This window comes from Microbacterium sp., from assembly GCF_036277215.1.
Classification (GTDB): Bacteria; Actinomycetota; Actinomycetes; order Actinomycetales; family Microbacteriaceae; genus Microbacterium.
This window is the reverse complement of the sequence record NZ_DASUNI010000110.1, coordinates 1-20856: the sequence shown is the minus strand read 5'-3', so window position 1 is coordinate 20856 and position 20856 is coordinate 1. Positions and strand designations below refer to the sequence as shown.

General features: G+C 69.8%; 20 protein-coding genes. 12 read left to right on the top strand and 8 right to left on the bottom strand.

The genetic code is table 11. The annotated features are described in order from the left end of the window. Positions 1–46 precede the first annotated feature (46 nt). Together VFX99_RS05575 and VFX99_RS05570 are read left to right on the top strand one after the other, a co-directional pair. A complete protein-coding gene (locus VFX99_RS05575) occupies positions 47–949 on the top strand; it encodes an ATP-binding cassette domain-containing protein (protein ID WP_329665323.1) in 903 nt (300 codons plus the stop codon). Continuing rightward, the gene (locus tag VFX99_RS05570; RefSeq protein WP_329665322.1) at positions 946–1740 is read left to right on the top strand and encodes an ABC transporter permease; all 795 of its coding nucleotides are present in this window, start codon (positions 946–948) and stop codon (positions 1738–1740) included. Before VFX99_RS05575 ends, VFX99_RS05570 begins: the two co-directional genes overlap by 4 nt. Positions 1741–1755: 15 nt before the next feature. On the opposite strand, the gene VFX99_RS05565 is transcribed toward VFX99_RS05570, so the two are convergent. After that, positions 1756–2166 carry a metalloregulator ArsR/SmtB family transcription factor gene (locus VFX99_RS05565; protein ID WP_329665321.1) on the bottom strand — a complete coding sequence of 137 codons (411 nt, stop codon included), beginning with the start codon at positions 2164–2166 and terminating at the stop codon, positions 1756–1758. Between the two features lie 113 nt (positions 2167–2279). Between VFX99_RS05565 and VFX99_RS05560 the strand changes: the two genes are divergently transcribed. From VFX99_RS05560 to VFX99_RS05550, 3 genes are all read left to right on the top strand, one after another. Then, positions 2280–3683, top strand: a complete 1404-nt coding sequence (locus tag VFX99_RS05560) for a TrkH family potassium uptake protein (protein ID WP_329665363.1) — start codon at positions 2280–2282, stop codon at positions 3681–3683. Continuing rightward, positions 3676–4347 carry a TrkA family potassium uptake protein gene (locus tag VFX99_RS05555; RefSeq protein ID WP_329665320.1) on the top strand — a complete coding sequence of 224 codons (672 nt, stop codon included), beginning with the start codon at positions 3676–3678 and terminating at the stop codon, positions 4345–4347. The genes VFX99_RS05560 and VFX99_RS05555 overlap by 8 nt, the downstream gene beginning before the upstream one ends. A 91-nt stretch (positions 4348–4438) precedes the next feature. Then, the gene (locus VFX99_RS05550) at positions 4439–4816 is read left to right on the top strand and encodes a nuclear transport factor 2 family protein (protein WP_329665319.1); all 378 of its coding nucleotides are present in this window, start codon (positions 4439–4441) and stop codon (positions 4814–4816) included. Positions 4817–4825: 9 nt separating this feature from the next. On the opposite strand, the gene proC is transcribed toward VFX99_RS05550, so the two are convergent. Beyond that, on the bottom strand, positions 4826–5671 hold the full coding sequence (gene proC, locus VFX99_RS05545) for a pyrroline-5-carboxylate reductase (RefSeq protein WP_329665318.1): 846 nt from the start codon (positions 5669–5671) through the stop codon (positions 4826–4828). Between the two features lie 70 nt (positions 5672–5741). Here proC and VFX99_RS05540 point away from each other — a divergent pair, with 70 nt between their 5' ends. The 4 genes from VFX99_RS05540 (at position 5742) to VFX99_RS05525 (ending at position 9126) form a co-directional block, all read left to right on the top strand. Beyond that, on the top strand, positions 5742–6137 hold the full coding sequence (locus tag VFX99_RS05540) for a metalloregulator ArsR/SmtB family transcription factor (protein ID WP_329665362.1): 396 nt from the start codon (positions 5742–5744) through the stop codon (positions 6135–6137). Position 6138: 1 nt separating this feature from the next. Then, on the top strand, positions 6139–6810 hold the full coding sequence (locus tag VFX99_RS05535; protein WP_329665317.1) for an SRPBCC domain-containing protein: 672 nt from the start codon (positions 6139–6141) through the stop codon (positions 6808–6810). 130 nt (positions 6811–6940) lie between these two features. Further along, complete coding sequence (locus tag VFX99_RS05530; RefSeq protein WP_329665316.1) at positions 6941–8053, top strand: alpha/beta hydrolase; 1113 nt, start codon at positions 6941–6943, stop codon at positions 8051–8053. Positions 8054–8160: 107 nt separating this feature from the next. After that, positions 8161–9126, top strand: a complete 966-nt coding sequence (locus VFX99_RS05525) for a cation diffusion facilitator family transporter (RefSeq protein ID WP_329665315.1) — start codon at positions 8161–8163, stop codon at positions 9124–9126. On the opposite strand, the gene VFX99_RS05520 is transcribed toward VFX99_RS05525, so the two are convergent. Together VFX99_RS05520 and VFX99_RS05515 are read right to left on the bottom strand one after the other, a co-directional pair. Beyond that, entirely contained in the window at positions 9107–9859 is a 753-nt protein-coding gene (locus VFX99_RS05520; protein WP_329665314.1) for a DUF2306 domain-containing protein, read from the bottom strand. The genes VFX99_RS05525 and VFX99_RS05520 overlap by 20 nt on opposite strands. Before the next feature lie 118 nt (positions 9860–9977). After that, a complete protein-coding gene (locus VFX99_RS05515) occupies positions 9978–10409 on the bottom strand; it encodes a nucleoside deaminase (protein ID WP_329665361.1) in 432 nt (143 codons plus the stop codon). Between the two features lie 107 nt (positions 10410–10516). Between VFX99_RS05515 and upp the strand changes: the two genes are divergently transcribed. Then, entirely contained in the window at positions 10517–11149 is a 633-nt protein-coding gene (gene upp, locus VFX99_RS05510) for a uracil phosphoribosyltransferase (RefSeq protein ID WP_329665313.1), read from the top strand. 4 nt (positions 11150–11153) lie between these two features. Here the strand turns inward: upp and VFX99_RS05505 are convergent, their stop codons facing one another. The 4 genes from VFX99_RS05505 to VFX99_RS05490 form a co-directional block, all read right to left on the bottom strand. Continuing rightward, the gene (locus VFX99_RS05505; protein WP_329665312.1) at positions 11154–12416 is read right to left on the bottom strand and encodes a type III PLP-dependent enzyme; all 1263 of its coding nucleotides are present in this window, start codon (positions 12414–12416) and stop codon (positions 11154–11156) included. Further along, positions 12413–12946 carry a hypothetical protein gene (locus VFX99_RS05500; protein ID WP_329665311.1) on the bottom strand — a complete coding sequence of 178 codons (534 nt, stop codon included), beginning with the start codon at positions 12944–12946 and terminating at the stop codon, positions 12413–12415. The genes VFX99_RS05505 and VFX99_RS05500 overlap by 4 nt, the downstream gene beginning before the upstream one ends. Before the next feature lie 231 nt (positions 12947–13177). After that, a complete protein-coding gene (locus VFX99_RS05495) occupies positions 13178–13492 on the bottom strand; it encodes a DUF3467 domain-containing protein (RefSeq protein ID WP_329665310.1) in 315 nt (104 codons plus the stop codon). A gap of 27 nt (positions 13493–13519) precedes the next feature. Then, positions 13520–17101 (bottom strand): TM0106 family RecB-like putative nuclease, encoded by a 3582-nt coding sequence (locus VFX99_RS05490; protein ID WP_329665309.1) that lies wholly within the window; start codon positions 17099–17101, stop codon positions 13520–13522. A 94-nt stretch (positions 17102–17195) separates the two neighbouring features. On the opposite strand from VFX99_RS05490, the gene VFX99_RS05485 reads away from it, so the two are divergent. Together VFX99_RS05485 and VFX99_RS05480 are read left to right on the top strand one after the other, a co-directional pair. After that, positions 17196–19292: an NAD(+) synthase gene (locus tag VFX99_RS05485; RefSeq protein WP_329665308.1), complete on the top strand. Its 2097-nt coding sequence runs from the start codon at positions 17196–17198 to the stop codon at positions 19290–19292. A 99-nt stretch (positions 19293–19391) separates the two neighbouring features. After that, a partial coding sequence (locus tag VFX99_RS05480) for an NAD(P)/FAD-dependent oxidoreductase (protein ID WP_329665307.1) occupies positions 19392–20856 on the top strand: 1465 nt, incomplete at its 3' end.

Genomic DNA, 20856 nt, shown 5'->3' with positions numbered 1-20856 from the left:
TGTTATGGTCATAAACAGTTTCGTACGTACACAGTTAGGAGCTGCCATGCACCCTGCGATCGCGGTCACCGGACTCGGCAAGGCCTTCGGGCGTCAGAGCGTCCTCGCCGACCTCGACTTCACCGTCGCGGCGGGTGAGGTCTTCGCCCTGCTCGGGCCGAACGGCGCCGGCAAGACGACCACCATCAACATCCTCACGACTCTGACTCTCCCCGATGAGGGCAGCGCGATCGTCGCGGGCATCGACGTCGTCCGCGACCCGGAGCAGGTGAAGCAGCGCATCAGCCTGACCGGGCAGTCCGTCGCGGTGGACGACGTGCTCACCGGAGCGGAGAACCTCATCATGCTGGGACGGCTGTCCGGACTGTCGAACTCGGCGGCCCGCGCTCGCGCGGGCGAGCTGCTCGACCGCTTCGATCTGACGGATGCCGCCACCAAGCGCGTCGGGGCGTACTCGGGGGGAATGCGTCGCAGGCTCGACCTGGCGCTGAGCTTCGTCGTCACGCCCGAGATCCTCTTCCTCGATGAGCCGACGACCGGCCTGGACACCCGCAGCCGACGGGAGCTGTGGGACACCATCCGCTCGCTCGCGCAGTCCGGGACCACCGTCTTCCTCACCACGCAGTACTTGGAGGAGGCCGACCAGCTGGCCGATCGCGTCGCGGTGCTCGACGGCGGACGAGTCGTCGCGATCGGAACCGCCGCGGAGCTGAAAGCGCGGATCGGCGGCGACACGGTCGAGCTGCACGACCCGCACGGCGGCCTGCTCGCAGAGGTGCCCACCGACGGGACCGTCACCGGGCTGCGCGGCGCCCTGGACGTCCTCGACGAGTCGGGCGCAGAAGGCGTCGTGACCCTCCGTCGTCCCAGCCTGGACGACGTGTTCCTCGCACTCACCTCGGCCGGCGGTCGCCCGACGGAGCCGTCCTCGATGAAGGAGATCGCATGACCACGTTCGCGCCCGCTGTGCCGGGCATCCGTCCTCGCATCTCAGGTCTGACCGCGGAGAGCGTCTTCGTTCGCCGCAGCCTTCGCCACTCCCTCCGCGACGGCGAGTCGCTTCTGATGGCGATCCTGCTGCCGGTGATGCTGATGCTGCTGTTCACCTTCGTCTTCGGCGGCGCGATCGATCCGTCGGGCTCGTACGTCGACTACGTGGTCCCCGGCATCATCCTGCTGTGCGCGGGGTTCGGCGCGGCATCGACCGCGGTCTACGTCGCCGGCGACATGAAGGCCGGCATCATCGACCGGTTCCGCACCATGCCGCTGCGCGCGAGCGCGGTCCTCACCGGCCACGTCGTGGCGAGCCTGCTGCGCAACCTGCTGGCCACCGGGGTCGTCATCGGGGTTGCGCTGCTGGTCGGCTTCCGCCCGACGGCGGACGTATGGGGATGGATCGCGGCGATCGCGATGATCGCGGCGTACATCCTGACCATCACCTACCTCTTCGCGGCCATCGGCCTTGCGGCGGGCAGCCCGGAAGCGGCGAACGGATACGGGTTCATCATCCTGTTCGTCCCGTACCTGTCCAGCGCGTTCGTCCCCGTCGAGACCATGCCGACGTGGCTGCAGTGGATCGCCGAGAACCAGCCGGTCACGCCGATCATCGAGACCATCCGCGGCCTCCTGTTCGGGCTGCCGCTCGGCTCGCAGCCGTGGTGGGCGCTGGGCTGGTGCCTCGCCATCCTGGTGTTCTCGGTCGCGTGGGGCGCCTGGCTCTTCCGGCGCAAAACGACGTAGAGGGCCGGCTCCGGCTCAGCGGCCGGGCAGCTTCTTCAGCGCGCTGGCGACGACATGCTTGGCCGACGCGGCAGCCCGGCCGACCACGTCGGCGGCGTGCGCCGCGGAGTCCGTGAGGGTCGACGTGCCGGCGAGTTCCGCCTCGGCATCCGCCCCGTCGAGGAACGGGATGAGCCAGTCGTCGACCTCGTCGAGGGGCGCTGAGGACAGGCTGTAGTAGCGGTGCTGACCCTCTTCGCGCACCGAGACCAGCTTGGCTTCGCGGAGGACTTTGAGGTGCTTCGACACGGTCGGCTGACTGACCCCGAGCTGCTGGACGATGTGCGAAACACTCGTCCCGCGCTCGCCGGCGGACGACCGATCCAGCAGCAGTTGCAGGATGTCGCGACGGGTGCCGTCCGCAATCACGTCGAAGATGTCCGCCATGTGCTTAGGTTAGCCGCGCACCCGCCGGAGTACCATGATGGACGTTCCGCCAGAGGGCCGCAGCAGGGAGGACGTGCATGTCGGATGCCGTCCGTGCGAGCCCGAGGGTGCGCATGCAGCGGATGTGGCACGACATCGTCGAGTTCTTCCGCGACCTGACGCAGCGCTCCCCCGCCCGCTTCGCGATCCTCATCTATCTGCTGCTCATCCTGACGTTCACGGGACTGTTCTCGCTGCCCATCGCCGCGTCGGACGGCCGGGTGACCCCTTTCGCAGACGCCTTCTTCACCGCGGTGTCGACGATCTGCGTGACCGGGCTCGCAACGGTCGACATGGCGACCCACTGGTCGCCGTTCGGCCAGGTCCTGGTGTTCCTCGGAGTGCAGATCGGCGCGCTGGGCGTGCTGACCCTCGCGTCCATCCTGGGTCTCGTGATCGCCCGCCGGCTGGGCCTGCGCGCGAAGCTGATCGCCGCGAGCGACAGCAATCCTCTGCGCACGCACGGCGGCCCCGTCAACGAGAGTCAGACGGTCCAGCTCGGCCAGATCGGCGGACTATTGGCCACGGTCGCCCTGTCGACGCTGCTGATCGAGGCGGCCATCGCCGTGCTGCTGTACCCCGGGCTGATCGTCGGCGGAGTCGCCTGGCAGGCGGCGCTGTGGGAGGCGCCGTACTACGCCGCCATGGCGTTCACCAACACCGGCTTCACGCCCAATCCCGAGGGTCTGGTGCCGTTCGAGCACAACTACTACTTCCTCACCGTTCTCATGGCTGGCGTGTTCCTCGGCTCCATCGGCTTTCCGGTGATCTATGCGCTGCGACAGCACCTCTGGCACGTGCGCCGGTGGTCGCTGCACGTCAAGCTCACGCTCATCACGACGGTGCTGCTGTTCTTCGCGGGCGGAGCTGCGTTCCTCGTCCTCGAGTACGACAACCTCCTCACCCTCGGCACGCAGGACGCGTGGGATACGACGTTCCAGGCCTTCTTCCTCTCGGCGATGACCCGTTCCGGCGGTTTCGCGATCCTCGACATCGGCGAGCTGAACGGCTCCAGCCTGCTCGTGGGCTGCATGCTGATGTTCGTCGGCGGCGGCTCGGCATCGACCGCCGGCGGCATCAAGGTCACCACGCTCGCCGTCATCGCGCTGGCGGTGTGGTCGGAGGCGAAGGGCCGGCAGTCCAACCAGGTGTTCGGGCGGCGCATCCCGAGTGACGTGCTGCGCGTCGCACTGTCGGTCGTCGCGTGGGGTGCCACGATCGTCGCGCTGTCGACGATCATCATCACGCAGATCACCAAGGCCGAGCTGGACCGCGTGCTGTTCGACGTCATCTCGGGTTTCGCCACGGTGGGCCTGTCCACCGGGCTGACGGCCGAGCTGCCCGATCCGGCGATCTATGTGATGGCGGTGACGATCATCATGGGCCGCGTTGGTACAGTGACTCTCGCCGCGGCCGTGGCCGCGTCATCCCGTTCGCAGCTCTACTCGCTGCCCGTGGAAAGGCCCATCGTTGGTTGAGCGGATCCGGAACGACGCGCCCGTCCTCGTGATCGGGCTCGGGCGGTTCGGCGCGGCATGCGCCGGCGAGCTCGACCGGCTCGAGCGCGAGGTGCTGGCCATCGACGAAAGCCTCGAGCTCGTGCAGAAGTGGTCCGAGCGCGTGACCCACACGGTGCAGTCCGATGCCCGAAACATCGATGCGCTGAAGCAGATCGGCGCTCAGGACTTCTCCGTCGCCGTCGTAGCGGTCGGGTCCTCGATCGAGGCGTCCGTCCTCATCACGGCGAACCTCGTCGACCTCAAGGTGCCGCAGATCTGGGCGAAGGCCGTGTCCCAGTCGCACGGCAAGATCCTCGCCCGCGTCGGGGCGAACCACGTCATCTATCCCGAGCGCGAAGCCGGCGAGCGCGTGGCGCACCTCGTGAGCGGGCGGATGCTCGACTTCATCCGCTTCGACGACGACTTCGCGATCGCCAAGATGTACCCGCCGAAGTTCATCCGCGGCGTGGGCCTGAACGAGTCCGGCGTGCGATCGAAGTTCAACGTGACGGTCGTCGGCGTCAAGAGCCCCGGAAAGCCGTTCCGCTACGCCGAGGCGACCACGGTCGTCACCAACCACGACCTGATCATCGTCTCGGGCACCAACAGCGACATCGAGCGGTTCGCCGCCCTGGATCGCTGAGTCGGGCAGCGTCGCAGCGCGGTGCCGAGACCCAGGCGGCCGCATCCGGAAACCCTGTCCGGATGTCGGACCTTCCGGGCAGAATCGCTCCATGAGTGATCGAGAGACGACATCAGCGGCCGCCCGCGCCTGGATCGACGGCTACCTGCGCGCGTGGGAGTCCAACGACCCCGATGACATCCGGGCACTGTTCACCCACGACGCCGAGTACCGGACCGAGCCCTGGAGGGCGCCCGTTGCCGGGTCCGACGCGATCGTCGCCGACTGGCTCGAGCGCCGCGACGAGCCCGGTTCGTTCACCTTCGAGTGGGACGTGCTCGCGGTGGACGGCCCGCTCGCGTTCGTTCAGGGGGTGACCAGGTACTCCTCGGGCACGGACTACAGCAACCTCTGGGTGATCGCCCTGGGCGACGACGGCCGCGCAACGGCATTCACGGAATGGTGGATGGACCAGTCCAAGGCCAGTTGACGTCCGGGCTCACCCGCCCGCGGCGAGCTCCTTGGCGCGAGCGAGCGCCGCATCCGTCGCCTGGCCGAAGACCTCGTCGAGCCGTGCCTCCTGCAGGACGGCGATCGCGCGCTCGGTCGTGCCCTTCGGGCTGGTGACGCGCCGACGCAGCTCGGCGGGCTCGACATCGGATGCCTGCAGCAGAGCAGCCGCGCCGATGAAGGTCCGCTCGGCCATCACGCGTGCGTCGGCCAGGTCGAAGCCCTTGGCGACCGCCGCTTTGGTGAACTCCTCCACCAAGAGGAAGAAGTAGGCCGGGCCCGATCCCGAGATCGTCGAAAGGGCGTCGATCTGCGATTCGGGCACCTCCAGAACAGTGCCGACCGTTTCGAAGACGGCCCGGGCGAGGGCGACGTCGTCGGCCGATGCGGTGGATCCCGGCGCGAGGCCCGTGAGGGCTTCGCCGACCACCGCAGGCGTGTTGGGCATCGACCGGAGCACGGCGACATCCGGTCCCAGGATCGCTTCGAAGGTCGCGATCGGAACGCCGGCGGCCAGGCTCACGACGATCGTCCCAGGCTTCAGGTGCGGCGCCAGCTCGCGCAGCAGATCCGGCACCATCGCGGGCTTGACTCCGATCAGCACGACGCGGGCGGATGCCGCCGCCTCCGCGTTCGCCTCCGATCGCTCCTCGAGCGCGATGCTGGTCACGCCGTCGAATTCGGCGAGAGGCTCCGCTTTCGCCCGGGTGCGGTTGGTGACCGTCACGCCCGCGGTCGCAAGACCCGACCGTACGAGGCCCGCCAGAATCGCGCCCCCCATCGAACCGGCTCCGAGAATCGCGATGGGGGGAAGCGCAGCGTTCTCGGTGGGCATGCCGAACATCCTACGACTGACCGTCATATTGGCATTGACTTATATAAGCGAGTACGCAATAATTGCCGATATGCACGCGCTCGACATCCTCGGGGATCCCGTCCGGCGGCGGATCCTCGAACTGCTCGCGCAGGGCGAGCTGAGCGCGGGCGGAATCGGCGATGTGATCCAGACGCAGTTCGGCATCTCGCAGCCCGCCGTCTCTCAGCACCTGCGCGTGCTCCGCGAGGCAGGTTTCGCAAGCGTGCGTGCCGAGGGGGCGCGGCGGCTCTACGCCGTCGAGCCCGGCCCGCTCGAGGCCGCCGACGCCTGGTTCGATCCGTTCCGCCGATTCTGGCTGCCGCATCTCGACGCCCTGGGGACCGAGCTCGCGCGTGGACGGCGCGCGCGGCGCGCGGGTGACGAGACGACACCGGATGCGGCCACCGAGGCTCCTGAACCGACCGACGACCCAGAGGAGAACTGACATGGTCGATGTGAATGCCCAGCTCGACGCCGTGACGCGCGGCGTGCAGACCACGGAGCGCGAGGGCGAGCCTTCGCGGGTGCAGTCGCTCGTCCAGGTGTACCCATCCGCGATCGACGATGTGTGGGATGCCGTCACCTCCCCCGATCGCATCCGGCGCTGGTTCCTTCCGGTGTCGGGCGAACTCCGCCTCGGCGGGCGGTACCAGCTGGACGGCAACGCGGGAGGCGAAGTGCTCGAATGCGCACCGCCCGCGGCCGGCTCGGCCGGCTATCGAGTCACGTGGGAGTACGGCGGTGGCGTCTCCTGGGTGGTGATCGCCCTTTCCTCGATCGACGCGGAGTCGACGCAGCTCGAATTGACCCACACCGCCCGCATCGCCGATCTGCCCGAGGGATTCTGGGAGCTTTACGGCCCCGGCGCCACCGGTGTCGGCTGGGACCAGGGGCTCCTCGGCCTGGCCCTGCACCTGGCGCAGGACGACCGGATCCCGCCCGACGCGGCGGAGGCGTGGATGCTCAGTGACGAGGGCAGGCGCTTCGCCCGCGGAGCGGCGGACGGGTGGGCTGCCGCCCAGGTGGCGGCCGGCGATGACGCCGAGACGGCGGAGCGGGCCGCGCATGCGACGTACCTGTTCTACACCGGGCAGGCGGCCGATTCGCCGGCCGAATGACGTCGTAGAAGGCACGGCGATCGGCTGCCTCAACGGCAACCTGAAAGTTCGTTCAGATCGACGGCGGCCGGGTCTATAGTCGAGGAATCGGAGGCGCCGGCGCCTCCGTGTCGACAGCGAAGGACCCGCAATGACCCTCTTCGACGGCATCACCGCCCGCGTCCTGGACACGAGCCGGTTGAGCGTCAACATCCTCGAGCGCGAGGGCGACGACCCGAACACGCCGCCCGAACGGACCGTGGTCTTCATCCACGGCAACGCGTCGTCGGCGCTGTTCTGGCAGGAGAACATGCTCCACCTCCCGCACGACCTGCGCGTTCTCGCGATCGACCTGCGCGGCTACGGCGGCACGGAGCACGCCCCGATCGACGCGACCCGCGGGGTCCGGGACTTCAGCGACGACATCGCTGTCACGCTCGAGGAGCTCGGCATCCCGACAGCGCACCTCGTCGGGTGGTCGATGGGCGGCGGCGTCGTCCTGCAGTACGCCCTCGACCATCCGGTGCTCAGCCTGACGCTGCTCTCCCCCATCTCGCCCTACGGATTCGGCGGAACCAGGCGCGACGGTTCCCGCCTGACCGACGACGACGCCGGAACCGGCGGCGGGGCCGCGAACCCCGACTTCGTCCAGCGCCTCAACGACCACGACCTCACCGCGGACGCTCCGACCTCGCCCCGCAGCGTCTTCCGCTCCGGCTACGTCACGAGCGGGTACACCACCGAGCACGAGGACGTCTGGGTCGAATCGATGCTGTCCACGTCGACGGCTGACGGGAATTATCCGGGCGACCAGGTCGCCAGTGACAACTGGCCGGGCTTCGCGGCGGGGACGACCGGAGTGTGCAACACGATGGCGCCCAAGCACTTCGACGTGTCGGGCATCGTCGACCTCAACCCGAAGCCGCCCATCGCGTGGGTGCACGGCACCGCGGATCCGATCGTGTCGGACACCTCGTTCTACGACTACAACTATCTCGGGCAGCTCGGCATCGTCCCGGACTGGCCCGGAGCCGAGGTCGCACCCCCGCAGGAGATGGTGTCGCAGACCCGCGACGTCCTCGACGCATACCGCGCCGCCGGCGGCGAGGTCACTGAGATCGCGCTCGAGGGGGTCGGCCACTCGGCGCATCTCGAGGCGCCTGGGGAATTCCGTCACGCGATCCTGACCGTGATCGGCTACGTCGGGACGCCGGCGAACCCCTCACCGCCCACCGAGACGATCATCCTCAAGTCGGAGGACTAGGCCGAAAGACCTCGATGGTCGCCCCCCGGTCCGTCCATCTGGACCCTGATGGCTCCCACGTGGCTCGCACGCATTGATCGGATGCGCGTCATCCCTAGACTCGTTCCATGAGTGCATCTGGCGGCGGCAAGGCGATCATCGCGGCGTTCCTGGCGAACATGGGCATCGCGATCGCGAAGTTCGCCGCATGGCTGATCTCCGGTTCTGCGTCGATGCTCGCCGAGGCGATCCACTCCGTCGCCGACTCGGGCAACCAGCTTCTGCTGCTCCTCGGCGGCCGGCGTGCGCGGCGCGAAGCCGACTCGTCGCACCCGTTCGGGTACGGTCGCGAGCGCTACGTGTACGCGTTCGTCGTCTCGATCATCCTGTTCTCGGTGGGCGGCCTGTTCTCGATCTACGAAGGCATCGACAAGCTCCGCCATCCGCATGAGATCACGAACTTCTGGATCCCGATCGGGGTTCTCGTCATCGCCATCGTGCTGGAGTCGTTCTCGCTGCGCACCGCGGTCAAGGAAAGCAATCTCGTCCGCACCAAGGGACAGTCCTGGGTGGCGTTCGTCCGCCACGCGAAGGCTCCCGAGCTGCCGGTCGTGCTGCTCGAAGACATCGCCGCCCTCCTGGGCCTGGTGTTCGCCCTGGGGGCGGTGGGCATGACCGCGATCACCGGCAACCCGCTGTTCGACGCGATCGGCACCCTCCTGATCGGTGCGCTGCTGATCGTCGTCGCCATCACCCTCGGGATCGAGACGAAGAGCCTGCTGGTCGGCGAAGGAGCGACCGACGCCGATCACGGCAAGATCGTCGCGGCGATCACCGACGGCCCCGAGGTCGAGCACCTCATCCACATCAAGACCCTCTACCTCGGACCCGACGAGCTGCTCGTCGCGGCCAAGCTCGGATTCTCCGCCCACCGCACCCTCGGCGAGGTGGCGGCCGACATCGACATCGTCGAGGCGCGCGTGCGCCGGGCCGTGCCGACCGCGCGGGCGATCTACCTCGAACCGGACGTCCACCGCGAGACCCATCCGCACGGGCCTCCCACCGAAGAAGTCGTCATCCGCTCGGTCGACTGACCGATGCGCGCACGGGCAGCCGATACGACGGCAGCCCGCGACGGCGGATCAGCCACTCGGCGACGATCAGGTTCGGCAACCAGGCGAGGAACGGCACCGCCGCGTAGGCGTTCGCGAACGCCGCGTCGAAGTCGAACGGCGCACCGGTCAGAAGCGGCGCCAGAATCATCAGCGGCAGCCAGATGCGCAGCGTGACCGCGGCGTACGTCAGAGCGTAATTGCGGATCATCCACCCCTGATGGCTGGGGACGTCCCGCCGGCGGATCGCCCGATACGCGTGTGCGCCGGTGACGAGCCAGAGCGCAGCGAGCGAGCCGAAGCCGAAGAACCCGACCCATCCGGCCTGGCTGAACGGCGCGATCACCAGGCCTGCGACACCTCCGACGGTGACGGCGACGAGATAGACCCGACCGGTCCAGCGGTGCACGCGAGGCACCTTTGAACGAAGCGCACGCCAGAACTGGAGGGGGCCGAGCACCAGCGCGACGGCACCGCCCACGATGTGCACATAGAGGGCCGCCTGCAGGCCCGGGCCTCGATCCGCGTAGTTGCCCGAGACGCCGACACCCTGCTCGGCGAGCTCAGGAAGGGACGCCGTGAAGTACGGGATGGCGGCGAACGCCGCGATGCCGAGAGCTGAAAGCAGCACCCACGTCCAGGCGATGCGCGACCCGATCGCGCCGGTGCGTAGGCGCGTCGGAGAGACGCGCGCGGGTTCGAGAAGGCGGGTCATGGCGTCAACGTACTGACCTGCATCGAAGGGGCAGCAGGGTGCTGACCCCCGGATCCTGCGGGGGCTGGCCCCCGCGCGTACGTCACGCAGGTCGGGTGAAGCCGTGCTCCCGCGGAGCTCAGCGGCGCGCGTCGAAGAACCGCTGAAGAAGATCGGATGCCGCGTCCGCACGCACGCCGGCGACGACCTCCGCCCGGTAGGGCAGGCGGCGGTCGCGCACCACGTCGTACACGGAGCCCGCGGCGCCCGCCTTCTCGTCCCAGGCTCCGAAGACGAGGCGTGACACGTGAGCCTGCAGCAGCGCGCCGGCACACATCACGCACGGCTCGAGCGTCACGACCAGAGTGCAGCCCTCGAGGTTCCACGATCCGACGGCGGCCGCGGCCGCGCGCAGCGCGACGACCTCGGCATGGGCAGTCGGGTCGTGGGTCAGCTCGCGCAGATTGCGACCCTCGCCGATGACCGCACCCGCGGCATCCGTCACCACAGCGCCGACCGGCACGTCTCCCGACTCGCCCGCCTCGCCGGCCATCACGAGGGCGCGCGCCATCGCGGAGAGGTCTGCGGGGTCGAACAGCACTCTGCGAGCGTACGCCCGCGGCGACCGCACCCTGAGGGGCACCCGTGCCTGCGACGACGGTGCCATAGCCTGTGCGTATGCGCCTGCACGTCGCGGATCACCCGCTCATCACCCACAAGCTCACGGTCCTGCGGGACGAGAACACATCATCGCCCGTGTTCCGGCAGCTCACCGAGGAGCTCGTCACGCTGTTGGCGTACGAGGCGACACGGCACGTGCGCGTGAGCCCCCACGAGATCCGCACGCCCGTCACCACGACGACCGGAGTCCGTCTCAGCGAGCCGCGGCCGCTCGTGGTGCCGATCCTGCGCGCCGGGCTGGGAATGCTCGACGGGATGGTGAAGCTCCTGCCGAGCGCCGAGGTCGGATTCCTCGGGATGGCCCGGAACGAGGAGACGCTCGAGCCGACCACCTACGCCGAGCGGCTTCCCGTTGACCTGAGCGACCGTCAGTGCTTCGTGCTCGACCCGATGCTGGCGACCGGGGGCTCGCTCGGCGCCGCGATGGACTTCCTGTTCCGTCGGGGCGCGTACGACGTCACCGCGATCTGCCTGCTGGGTGCGCCCGAGGGTGTCGCCGCCATCGAGAAGCAGGTCGAGGGGCGTGATGTGACCCTGGTGCTCGGTGCACTCGACGAGCGGCTCAACGAGAAGGGCTACATCGTCCCCGGGCTCGGCGACGCGGGCGACCGCCTCTACGGCACGGTGTGACGCGTCAGACGATCGCGGCCGCGCGATCGGGGGCGACGGCGAGCAGCTCGCCGGTCCGAGCCCCCCGGCCCACCACGGCGATCGGCGTCAGGCCGCGCCCGTTGAATCGGGTCGCGGTGACGGCGGTGTACGCGCCCATCGCCGGACTCACCAGCAGGTCGCCCACCGCGAGTTCGGGCAGCAGCACCTCGCGAGCGATGACGTCGGTCGAATCGCAGGTCGGCCCCGCGAGCGTCGCCCACCGGCGGGCTTCGGCATCCGCGTCGCGTCCGGTCAGCTCGCGCTCGGAGAAGATCAGGGGGTGGACGTCCTCGGCGAGTACGTTCGAGTACGAGCCGTACAGCCCGTCATCCAGGTAGTACCAGCGTCCGTCGCCGCGCTCCGAGACTCCCACGACGCTGGTCACGAGCGTCATGGCCTCTGCGGCGAGGACCCGGCCCGGCTCGGCGATGATGGCGAGCCGGTCGGCGTGCGGCTCGAGCACCGGCCGCAGAACGGCGGCCAGATCCTCGAGGGGCGTGACTGCGGAGTCGTACGCGACGGGGAAGCCGCCGCCGATGTCGAGGGTGTCGAACCGCACACCCAGCGTCGCCTCGAGATGGTCCATCAGGGCGAGCGTCTCGGCGATCGCGGCGGCGAATCTCTGCGGATCGTCGAGCTGGCTGCCGACGTGGAAGCTGAATCCGGCGACGCGGATGCCGCGATCCCGCGCCTGCTCGACGAGGTGCGCGGCCTCATACGGGCCGACGCCGAACTTGGTCGACAGGTCGCTCTTGGCGTGCGGGCTGCGGTACGCGAGGCGGATGAGCAGGCGCGCGTCGGCTGGTGCGCCGGCGAACTTCTCCAGCTCGACGACGTTGTCGACGACGAACGTGCGCACGCCTGCTGCGAGGGCCTGCGCGATCTCGGCGGGCTTCTTGATCGGGTGCGTGTGGATGACGCGGCCGGGATCGATTCCCTCGAGCAGAGCGAGCTCCTCGCCGGTGGCCACGTCGAAGCCGCATCCCTCTTCGGCCAGTGCGGTCAGCACGGCGCGGTGGGCGAGTGCCTTGACCGCGTAGTGGAATCGGACGAATGGCAGCGCCGCCGCCAGTCTGCGGTACTGGCCGCGCACCCGCTCCGGGTCGAGCAGCAGCACGGGGGTGCCGTTCAGGGCGATGGCGGCCTTCGCGATGTCCGAAGCCAGCAGAGCCGAGGCCTCGTCGTGCCGGATCTGGCGGATGCTGCGCGCGGCGCGGGCATCCCGGCGCGTCGTGTGCGTCGTCATGATGCGCGCTCCCGAGAGCGACGGCCGTCCCGCAGTCCGGTCCTGGCGGTCAGGGTGAACGCGCCCGCGGCGATCGCATAGAAGATGACGTCGGCGAAGACCTTGCCGGCGAGGAGTCCCCACATCGGATCCGGCAGGAGCCACACGCCGGCGACGAGCGCCGCCGGGCGGATGAGGAGCGTGTCGAGCAGCTCGGCGACCCCGAACTCCGCGACGAGCAGGAGGAATGTCCGGATGATCGCGCGCCGCCAGTTGGCGGAGACGGCGTGCTGCTCGATGTAGATCGTGATCGCCAGGACGAGGTAGAAGCCGACGATCTCGCCGAGGAGTGCGGCGATCGCGATGAGCGCGGGAGCGTCCGTCCAGATCGTGACCCCCAGGCCCGCCATGATCATCGCGGCGGTGCCGACGATCTCGGCCGGGAGGTAGCGGACGACCCAGAAGGCGAACCCGCGGCGCCGCGGCTCGTCGGCCAGGGTCGCCGCCTTCGTCGCGTCGTCGGTGGCCTGTTCCGCTGCGATGGTGATCATGTCACACTCCCTCTCGCGAAAAGAGAGAGCGGAGCGGGCGTGCTGATACCGGATCGGCGCTGCGGCCGCGGAGACAGACGGCCGCGGCATCCACCCCTCGCCGAACGGATGCCGCGGCCCGCGCCTATGGTGGGACGCGCAGTCAGGCTAAGTGGCCGAGGATGCACACCCAACGGGGTTGACACGGCGCGGCGGGACGTCTAGCACCATCGACCGGCAGACGGTCCGCAGCTAGTCGTCGAGGACCGGTCCGGCCGGGGATCGGCGTCCGGTTTCCTGCTCCCAGAACTCGAGCTGCTGAGTCAGAGCCTTCGCAAGCTCGAAGACCTGCTCCGGCGGAATGCGCACGCGGCTCACGACGCGCGCGGGGACGATCGTGCGACGCTCTCCCGTTTCGGCGTCCACGGTCTCGCTCGGCGGCTTGGCGAGCGTCAGGAAGTCCATGATGAAGACGGTCGGGGTGTGCCACACGTTTGCGAAATCCGCGTAGGCGCCCGCGATGAGCTCCGGAGGCAGATCGATCTCGAACTGACGCTCGTCGGACATGGATCCCTCCTCATCGTTGCCGCGAGTCTACGCGCGGGCGGGTTCGCGCCCGCGGGTGTCCGGTGCGACCAGCACGCCCCCGCTCTCGCCCACGAGACGCGCGAAGCCGCTCAGCCGGACGACCCCCTCGGGTGTGTAGGGAAGGTCGTCCAGCAGTCCTGGCGAGGAGACCAGGTACGCCGTGTGCATCGCCCGCGAGATCGCCACGTTGAGCCGGTTGCGCAGCAGGAGGAACTCGAGCCCACGCGGCGCGTCGCGTCCGGACGACGCCGCGAGCGACACGATGGCGACGGCCGCCTCCTGACCCTGGAAGCGATCGACCGTGCCGACCGGGACGTCTCCGAACCCGGCCTGGGTGAGGGCGTCCTCGACGGCGACCTGTTGCGCGTTGTAGGGCGTGACGACGATGATGTCGGTCTCTTCGAGCGGCCGCGGGGCCAGCCGAGTGGCGCGCCCTCCTTCGCCGATCTCGATGCCGGTCCACTCGCGGCCGACGAGATCGCGCACGATGTCCACGACGACGCCCGCTTCCTCGAGCGACTGCGTCGCGTTGCCCCGGTGTCGCACGGGCACCGGAATCAGGCCTGGATCGATGCCGGCGAGCTCCCGCAGCGCGGTGGCGGGATGCGCGGCGAGCTCGCCGCTGTACGACAGACGCGACACGGGCGCCGCGACCTCGGGGCGCATGCGCCACGTGCGGGCCAGGAAATACCCGTACTCGGGTGGTATGACGTCGGCACCGTCCATGACCCAGCCGAGCGCGGACGTGTCGACCGGCTCGGGATGAGTGCCCTGACTGACCTGGGGCAGCTGCTGGGGGTCGCCGAGCAGGAGCAGCCGCGAGGCGGCAAGCGACACGGCGATGGTGGAGGCGAGCGAGAACTGGCCCGCTTCGTCGATGACGAGGAGGTCGAGGCTTCCGCGCGGTATCCGCCCCTCGTGGGCGAAGTCCCACGCCGTGCCGCCGATGACATAGCCCGTCTCGGCGTGCGCGGCGGTGAACTCGGGCACTCCGTTCTTCGTGATCGGAGTGAAGGCGAGGTTGTCGGCGGTGGGGTCCTTCGGCGCCTTCGCGACCAGTTCGCGCGGCACGCCGGCCTCGACGATGCGGCAGAGCATGTTCTCGATCACCGCGTGCGACTGCGCGACGACGCCGACCTTGAACCCGCGCTCGCGCACCAGGCGGGCGATCACGTGAGACCCGACGTATGTCTTGCCGGTTCCCGGGGGTCCCTGTACGGCCAGATAGCTGCGATCGAGATCGACGACGGCGCGGACGATCGCGTCGACGTCATCACCGGTGGATGCCGGGAGACCTTGGTCCGCTCGCTGACTCTGCGCAAGCGTACGCGGCGGGCGCCGGCGCAGGATGTCAGTGGCCGGGTCGGCGGGAAGCTCGGGGGACGCTGCGAGCACGGCATCAGCCCACGCGTCGATCGCGACCTGCTGATTGAGCGCCCGCGGCGGCGGGGAGGGAGTGAGGGCGATGGGCAGCTGCGTCCAGGTGACGTCCGCCACCGCGTTCTCCTCGACGATGGCGCCGTCGTCGAGCACTTCGATCACGGTGACGCGGTGATCGGCGTGGATCCACCGCGGCGAGGGATCGAACGGGTACGGCGCCGGGAGCTCATACAGCGCGAACGGGTTGGACCCCTCGCTGAGCCGGGTGCCGGGGGCGAATTCGCCGCGCAGTTCGATGATCCGCCGGTCGGTGCGCGCGCCTTCGGGGCGGTGCCAGTCCTCCACGACCCGGCAGCGCGTGGAATCGAGCGAGACGACGTCGCGGGTCTCCTCCCACAGCGAGACGGGCTCGCGCAGGCGCAGGTAGTGGGTGGCCCAGAAGCTCTTCGCCTCGCGTGCGTAGTAGTCGATGCCGGCAGCCCCCAGGCGCAGCGCCATCGCCTCGGCGGAGTCCTCAGCGTGCCGCAGCGCCAGCGCCGAGAGAGCCAGCGCCCGTGGCGACGGCTCGTACACGTTCTCGCCCGGCTCGGGGTTGGGCAGCGGTCGCAGTCCTGCGTCGCGCGCGCGATCGACGAGCCAGTCGCGCAGGCGGCGCGTCGACACGCAGTCGTAGCGGTTGTAGTCCGCGAGGTCGGCGAAGATCTCCAGCGCCGTGGCGGTGTCTCCGTCGTCGCGGAGGGCACGCGCCTCGACGTACTTCACGATCGACTCGTCGCCCTTCTGCACGTCGCTCGTACGCACCTCGTCGCCCATGTAGAGGGGTTCGAGCTTCTTGATCGAATACGACCGGGAGCCGATGCGCAGCGCGCGGCGCACGATGGGATACAGGTCGACGAAGACGCCGTCGCGCAGCAGACGATCGACGTCCGCCTCGCGGGTGCCGTGCCGCGCGGCCATCGTGAGCAGGTGGGTCGGCTCGTACGGCGCGTAGTGATAGATGTGGAAATCCGGGTGCCGGCTGCGGTGCGCCTGCACGAAGTCGAGGAACGTCTCGAGCGCGGCGCGCTCCTCGTCGAAGGAGTGCGCCCAGATCGCACTGTACTGCTCCCGGATGTCGACCCACCCGAACAGGTAGTCGATCCCCCATACAGTCGCGTCGCCCTCGGTGTAGAGCGGGTCGCCCTCGAAGTCGAAGAACAGGTCGCCAATATCCGGCCGGGGCAGCGCGCCGAGGGCCTTGGGCGCCACGACCTCGAAGGGGGGCAGTGCCGGGTGCGACCCGTGCGACCCGACGGCCGCACCCGTGCCGGCCGGCGCGCTGAGCTGCAGCCGGGACTGCGTGCGCAGCATCCCGAACGTGTCGGGGTTCATCCGGCTCGGTGCCGTCGGCGCGAAGGCGAGCTGATCGATCGTCGTGATGCCGGAGGTGCGCAGCCGGTCGCGCTGCACGGGACGCATGCCCGCGACCAGGAGCAGGTCGCGCGATGCCACGACCTCGGAGTCGCAGGTCGCGCAGCGCCCGCAGGCGACGACGCCGAGGTCGCCGCGCGGATCGCCCCAGGCGATCGCCGGCCACGCGGGCCCGAGGTCGAGGCGGCGGTCGTCGATCAGCGCGCGCAGCCGCGCTCGGCGCAGGGCGAACACCGGCAGCAGCTCGTCGGCGATGTGCACGCTGACCGTGCCGTCGCCGAGCAGCAGCTCGACCCGGTCGGAGCGGGCGACGCCGAGCCGGTCGAGCTGGTCGACGTACGCCGACAGCTGCATCAGCGCGGTGACGCGGGCGCGCCGCGCGAGCTTGCTGTCCTGGACGACCCAGCGACCCGCCTCGTCGCGGACGAGGAAGTCGGCGAACCCGACGAACTCATCGGTCGCGAACGCCGCCTGGTAGATCACGTCGGCATCGGATACCAGTGCCTCCCGTGTGCGGGCCACCACCTCGGCCAGGCCTTCCGCGTTCGCCGACGACGTCTCGGCGATCTCGACCACGCCGTCGCCGTACGTCGCCCGATAGCCCGCGAGCACCCGCCGCTCGTGCTCGCCGCCCAGCCGGCCGGCGCGCTCGAGCGTGGCGTCCTCGGGCTCCTCGACGGCGGCGATCCGGCCGATGCGGGCATCGATGCCCCGCAGCCAGGCGAACTCGCATTCCGCCGCCGCCTTGAGGTCGCTCGCGCTCCAGACGACGCGCGCCTCTGCCGGAATGTATCGCAATGGTTCCCTTTCGTCTCCCCGATCGTACGGGCGGGTTCTGACAGCAGGCCGCGTCCCGTGCGCGCGCGAAGTGCTTGCTGACAGACTGAGGGCCATGAGCCTCCCGTTCGAGAGCGCATACCGGCACGGGTTCGCCCGCGTCGCGGCGTGCACGATCCCGATCTCGATCGCCGACCCGGCGACCAACGCGCAGTCCGTCCTCGACGCCGCCCAGGCGTGCGACGGCGAAGCGGTCGCGGTCGCGGTCTTCCCCGAGCTGTGCCTCACCGGGTACGCGATCGACGACCTCGTCATGCAGGATGCCGTGCTCGACGCGGTCGCAGCGGCGATCGAGCGCCTCGTCGAGGCGTCCGAGAGTCTTCTCCCGGTGCTCGTCGTCGGCGCGCCGCTGCGCCACCGCAATCGCCTGTACAACTGCGCGGTCGTGATCCACCGCGGCGTGCTGCTCGGCGTGGCGCCCAAGTCGTACCTGCCGACGTATCGGGAGTTCTACGAGCGCCGCTGGTACGCCCCCGGCGACGACCAGGTCGGCGAGGACATCAGGGTCGGCTCCCTGGAGGCCCCCTTCGGTCCGGATCTGCTGTTCGAGGCGCTGGACGTCCCCGGCCTCATCGTGCACGCCGAGGTCTGCGAGGACGTCTGGGTTCCCATCCCCCCGTCCTCGTCTGCCGCGCTGGCCGGAGCGACGGTGCTGCTGAACCTTTCGGGCAGCCCGATCACCATCGCCCGCGCGGAGGATCGCAAGATCCTGTGCCAGTCGCAGTCCCTGCGGTGCCTGGCCGCATACGCCTATGCGGCTGCAGGCATGGGCGAGTCCACCAACGACCTCTCATGGGACGGGCAGACCATGATCTACGAGGGCGGGACACTGCTGGACGAGACGGAGCGCTTCCCGGACGGGCCGCGCAGTGCGATCGCCGACATCGACCTCGACCGTCTGAGGCAGGACCGCCTCCGTCAGGGCACCTTCGATGACAACCGGCGCGCCGAGCACGCCGACGCGATGTTCCGCACGGTGCACTTCCAGCTCGATCCGCCCGCCCGCGATGTCGGATTGCGCAGGGCGCTCGACCGCTTCCCCTTCGTTCCCGATGATCCCGCACGGCTCGCCCAGGACTGCTACGAGGCGTTCAACATCCAGGTCTCGGGGCTGGTGCAGCGCATGGAGGCCATCGGCCGCCCCAAGCCGGTCCTCGGGGTGAGCGGCGGTCTCGATTCGACGCACGCGCTTCTGGTGATCGCCCGCGCCATGGACCGGATGGGTCGCCCGCGCACCGACATCCTCACCTACACGATGCCCGGGTTCGCGACATCCGATCACACCAAGGCGAATGCGATCGCGCTGTCGGAGGCGGTCGGGGCGTCGATCGAGACGATCGACATCAGGGAAGCCGCGACCGAGATGCTGGAGAAGATCGGGCATCCGTTCGCCGACGGCGAGCCGGTGCACGACATCACGTTCGAGAACGTGCAGGCGGGTCTGCGCACCGACTATCTCTTCCGCCTCGCGAACCAGAACGGCGGGATGGTCATCGGCACCTCCGACCTCTCCGAGCTCGCTCTCGGGTGGTCCACCTACGGCGTCGGCGACCAGATGAGCCACTACGCCGTGAACACCGGCGTGCCCAAGACGCTGATCCAGCACGTGATCCGCTGGGTGATCGCGGACGACTCGACGCCGCTGCACGCCGGCGCCACGGAACTCAGCGACCGGGCGAAGGCGGTGCTGCAGTCGGTGCTGGACACCGAGATCAGCCCCGAACTGGTGCCGATGGGGCAAGACGGCAAGATGCAGTCCACCCAGGATCGCATCGGCCCGTACGCGCTCCACGACTTCGCGCTGTTCCACATCCTGCGGTTCGGCATGCGGCCGTCGAAGATCGCCTTCCTGGCCGAGCGCGCGTGGATCGATCCCGACGCGGGCACGTGGCCGCCGGGCTTCCCGGCCGACGACCGCTACGCCTACGACCTGACCACCGTCGTCCGATGGCTGCGGGTGTTCCTGCAGCGGTACTTCGCCTTCGCTCAGTTCAAGCGCTCGGCGATCCCGAACGGGCCCAAGGTCTCTCCGGCCGGGTCCCTCTCGCCGCGCGGCGACTGGCGCGCGCCCTCGGACGGCAACGCGACGGCGTGGCTCGCCGAGCTGGATGCCGCACTCGACGATTCGGCAGGCTTCGCGATCGGCGGCTGAGCCGTCGGCCGGCCGGGCGCCGCGGGCCGGACGATCCAGGGCTCGGACCAACGCGCCCGGACCCTCACGGACGAAGCGCTCCGGTGCGACACTGGGGAAATGACCCGACGCGCGACGATCGTCGGCAGCGGTCCGAACGGCCTCGCGGCGGCCGTCAGCCTTGCGCGTGCCGGCTATGAGGTGCGGGTGCTCGAGGCGGCGTCCACGCCCGGCGGAGGCATCCGCACCGCCCCGCTCACCCTGCGCGGGTTCCAGCACGATGTCGGCTCCGCCGTACACCCCGCCGCGCTCACCTCCGCGTTCTTCCGCGCCTTCGGGCTTCGCGATCGTATCGAATGGATCCGCCCCGAGGTCTCGTACGCGCACCCGCTCGAGCACGGGCGGGCGGCGATCGCGTGGCGGGATCTCGAACGCACCGCGGACGGGCTCGGTCGGGATGCCCGCGCATGGCGAGCCGTCCTGCGGCCGCTCGTCTTGCACCTCGAGGCCCTGGTGGGCTTCACCTCATCGCAGCTGCTGCGCGTGCCGCGGCATCCGCTCACCGTCGTCCGCTACGGACTGCGCGACCTGCAGCTCGGCACGCGCAGCGGACGGGCGCTTGCGCGGGGAACCTTCTCCACACCGGAGGCGGATGCCCTGCTGGCCGGTGTCTTCGCGCATGCCAACGCGCCCCTGCCGTCGCCGGCGGCGGCCGCTGCCGGGCTGCTCCTGGCCGCGCACGCGCACGCTGCAGACGGTTGGGCGTATCCGCGCGGCGGGTCGCAGGCGATCGCCGATGCGCTGATGGGTGACCTGCACGAGCACGGCGGCATTGTCGAGCCCGGCCAGCACGTCCACTCGCTCGAAGGCCTGAGTTGGGGGGATCCGGATGCCGGCGACCTGCTGCTGCTCGACACGTCGCCGTACCTCCTGCTCACCCATCCCGATCTGCCGCCGTCCTATGCGAAGGCATTGGCCCGGTACAAGTACGGGCACGGCGTGGCCAAAGCGGACTTCGCCCTCGACGGCCCGATCCCGTGGGCGAATCCGGATGTCGCCCGGTCGCCCACGGTCCACCTCGGCGGGATGCGGGCCGAGGTCGAGGAAAGCGAGAATGCGGTCGCCGGCGGCCGGGTCAGCGACCGCCCGTACGTGCTCGCGGTGCAGCCTTCGGTGCTCGACGACTCACGCGCCCCCACGGGCAAGGCCGTGCTGTGGGCGTACATCCACGTGCCCGCCGGATCCACCCTCGATCCGACGGAGCTCATCGTCAAGCAGGTCGAGCGGTTCGCGCCGGGGTTCCGCGAGCGCATCCTGGCATCGCACGCGGTTGCCGCGGCTCAGCGGGTCTCGCTGAGTCCCAGCGACATCGGGGGCGACATCCTGGCCGGCGCCTTCACGATGGCGCAGGCGCTGCGGCGGCCGGTCCTGTCCCCCGCCCCCTGGCGCACGCCCCTGCGCGGCGTGTACCTCGCGTCCGCGTCCACTCCCCCAGGTCCGGGGGTCACGGGCATGCCGGGCTGGTACGCCGCCCGCCAGGCATTGCATGATCTCAGCGGCGTGCGAATCGAGCTGGCTGACCTCT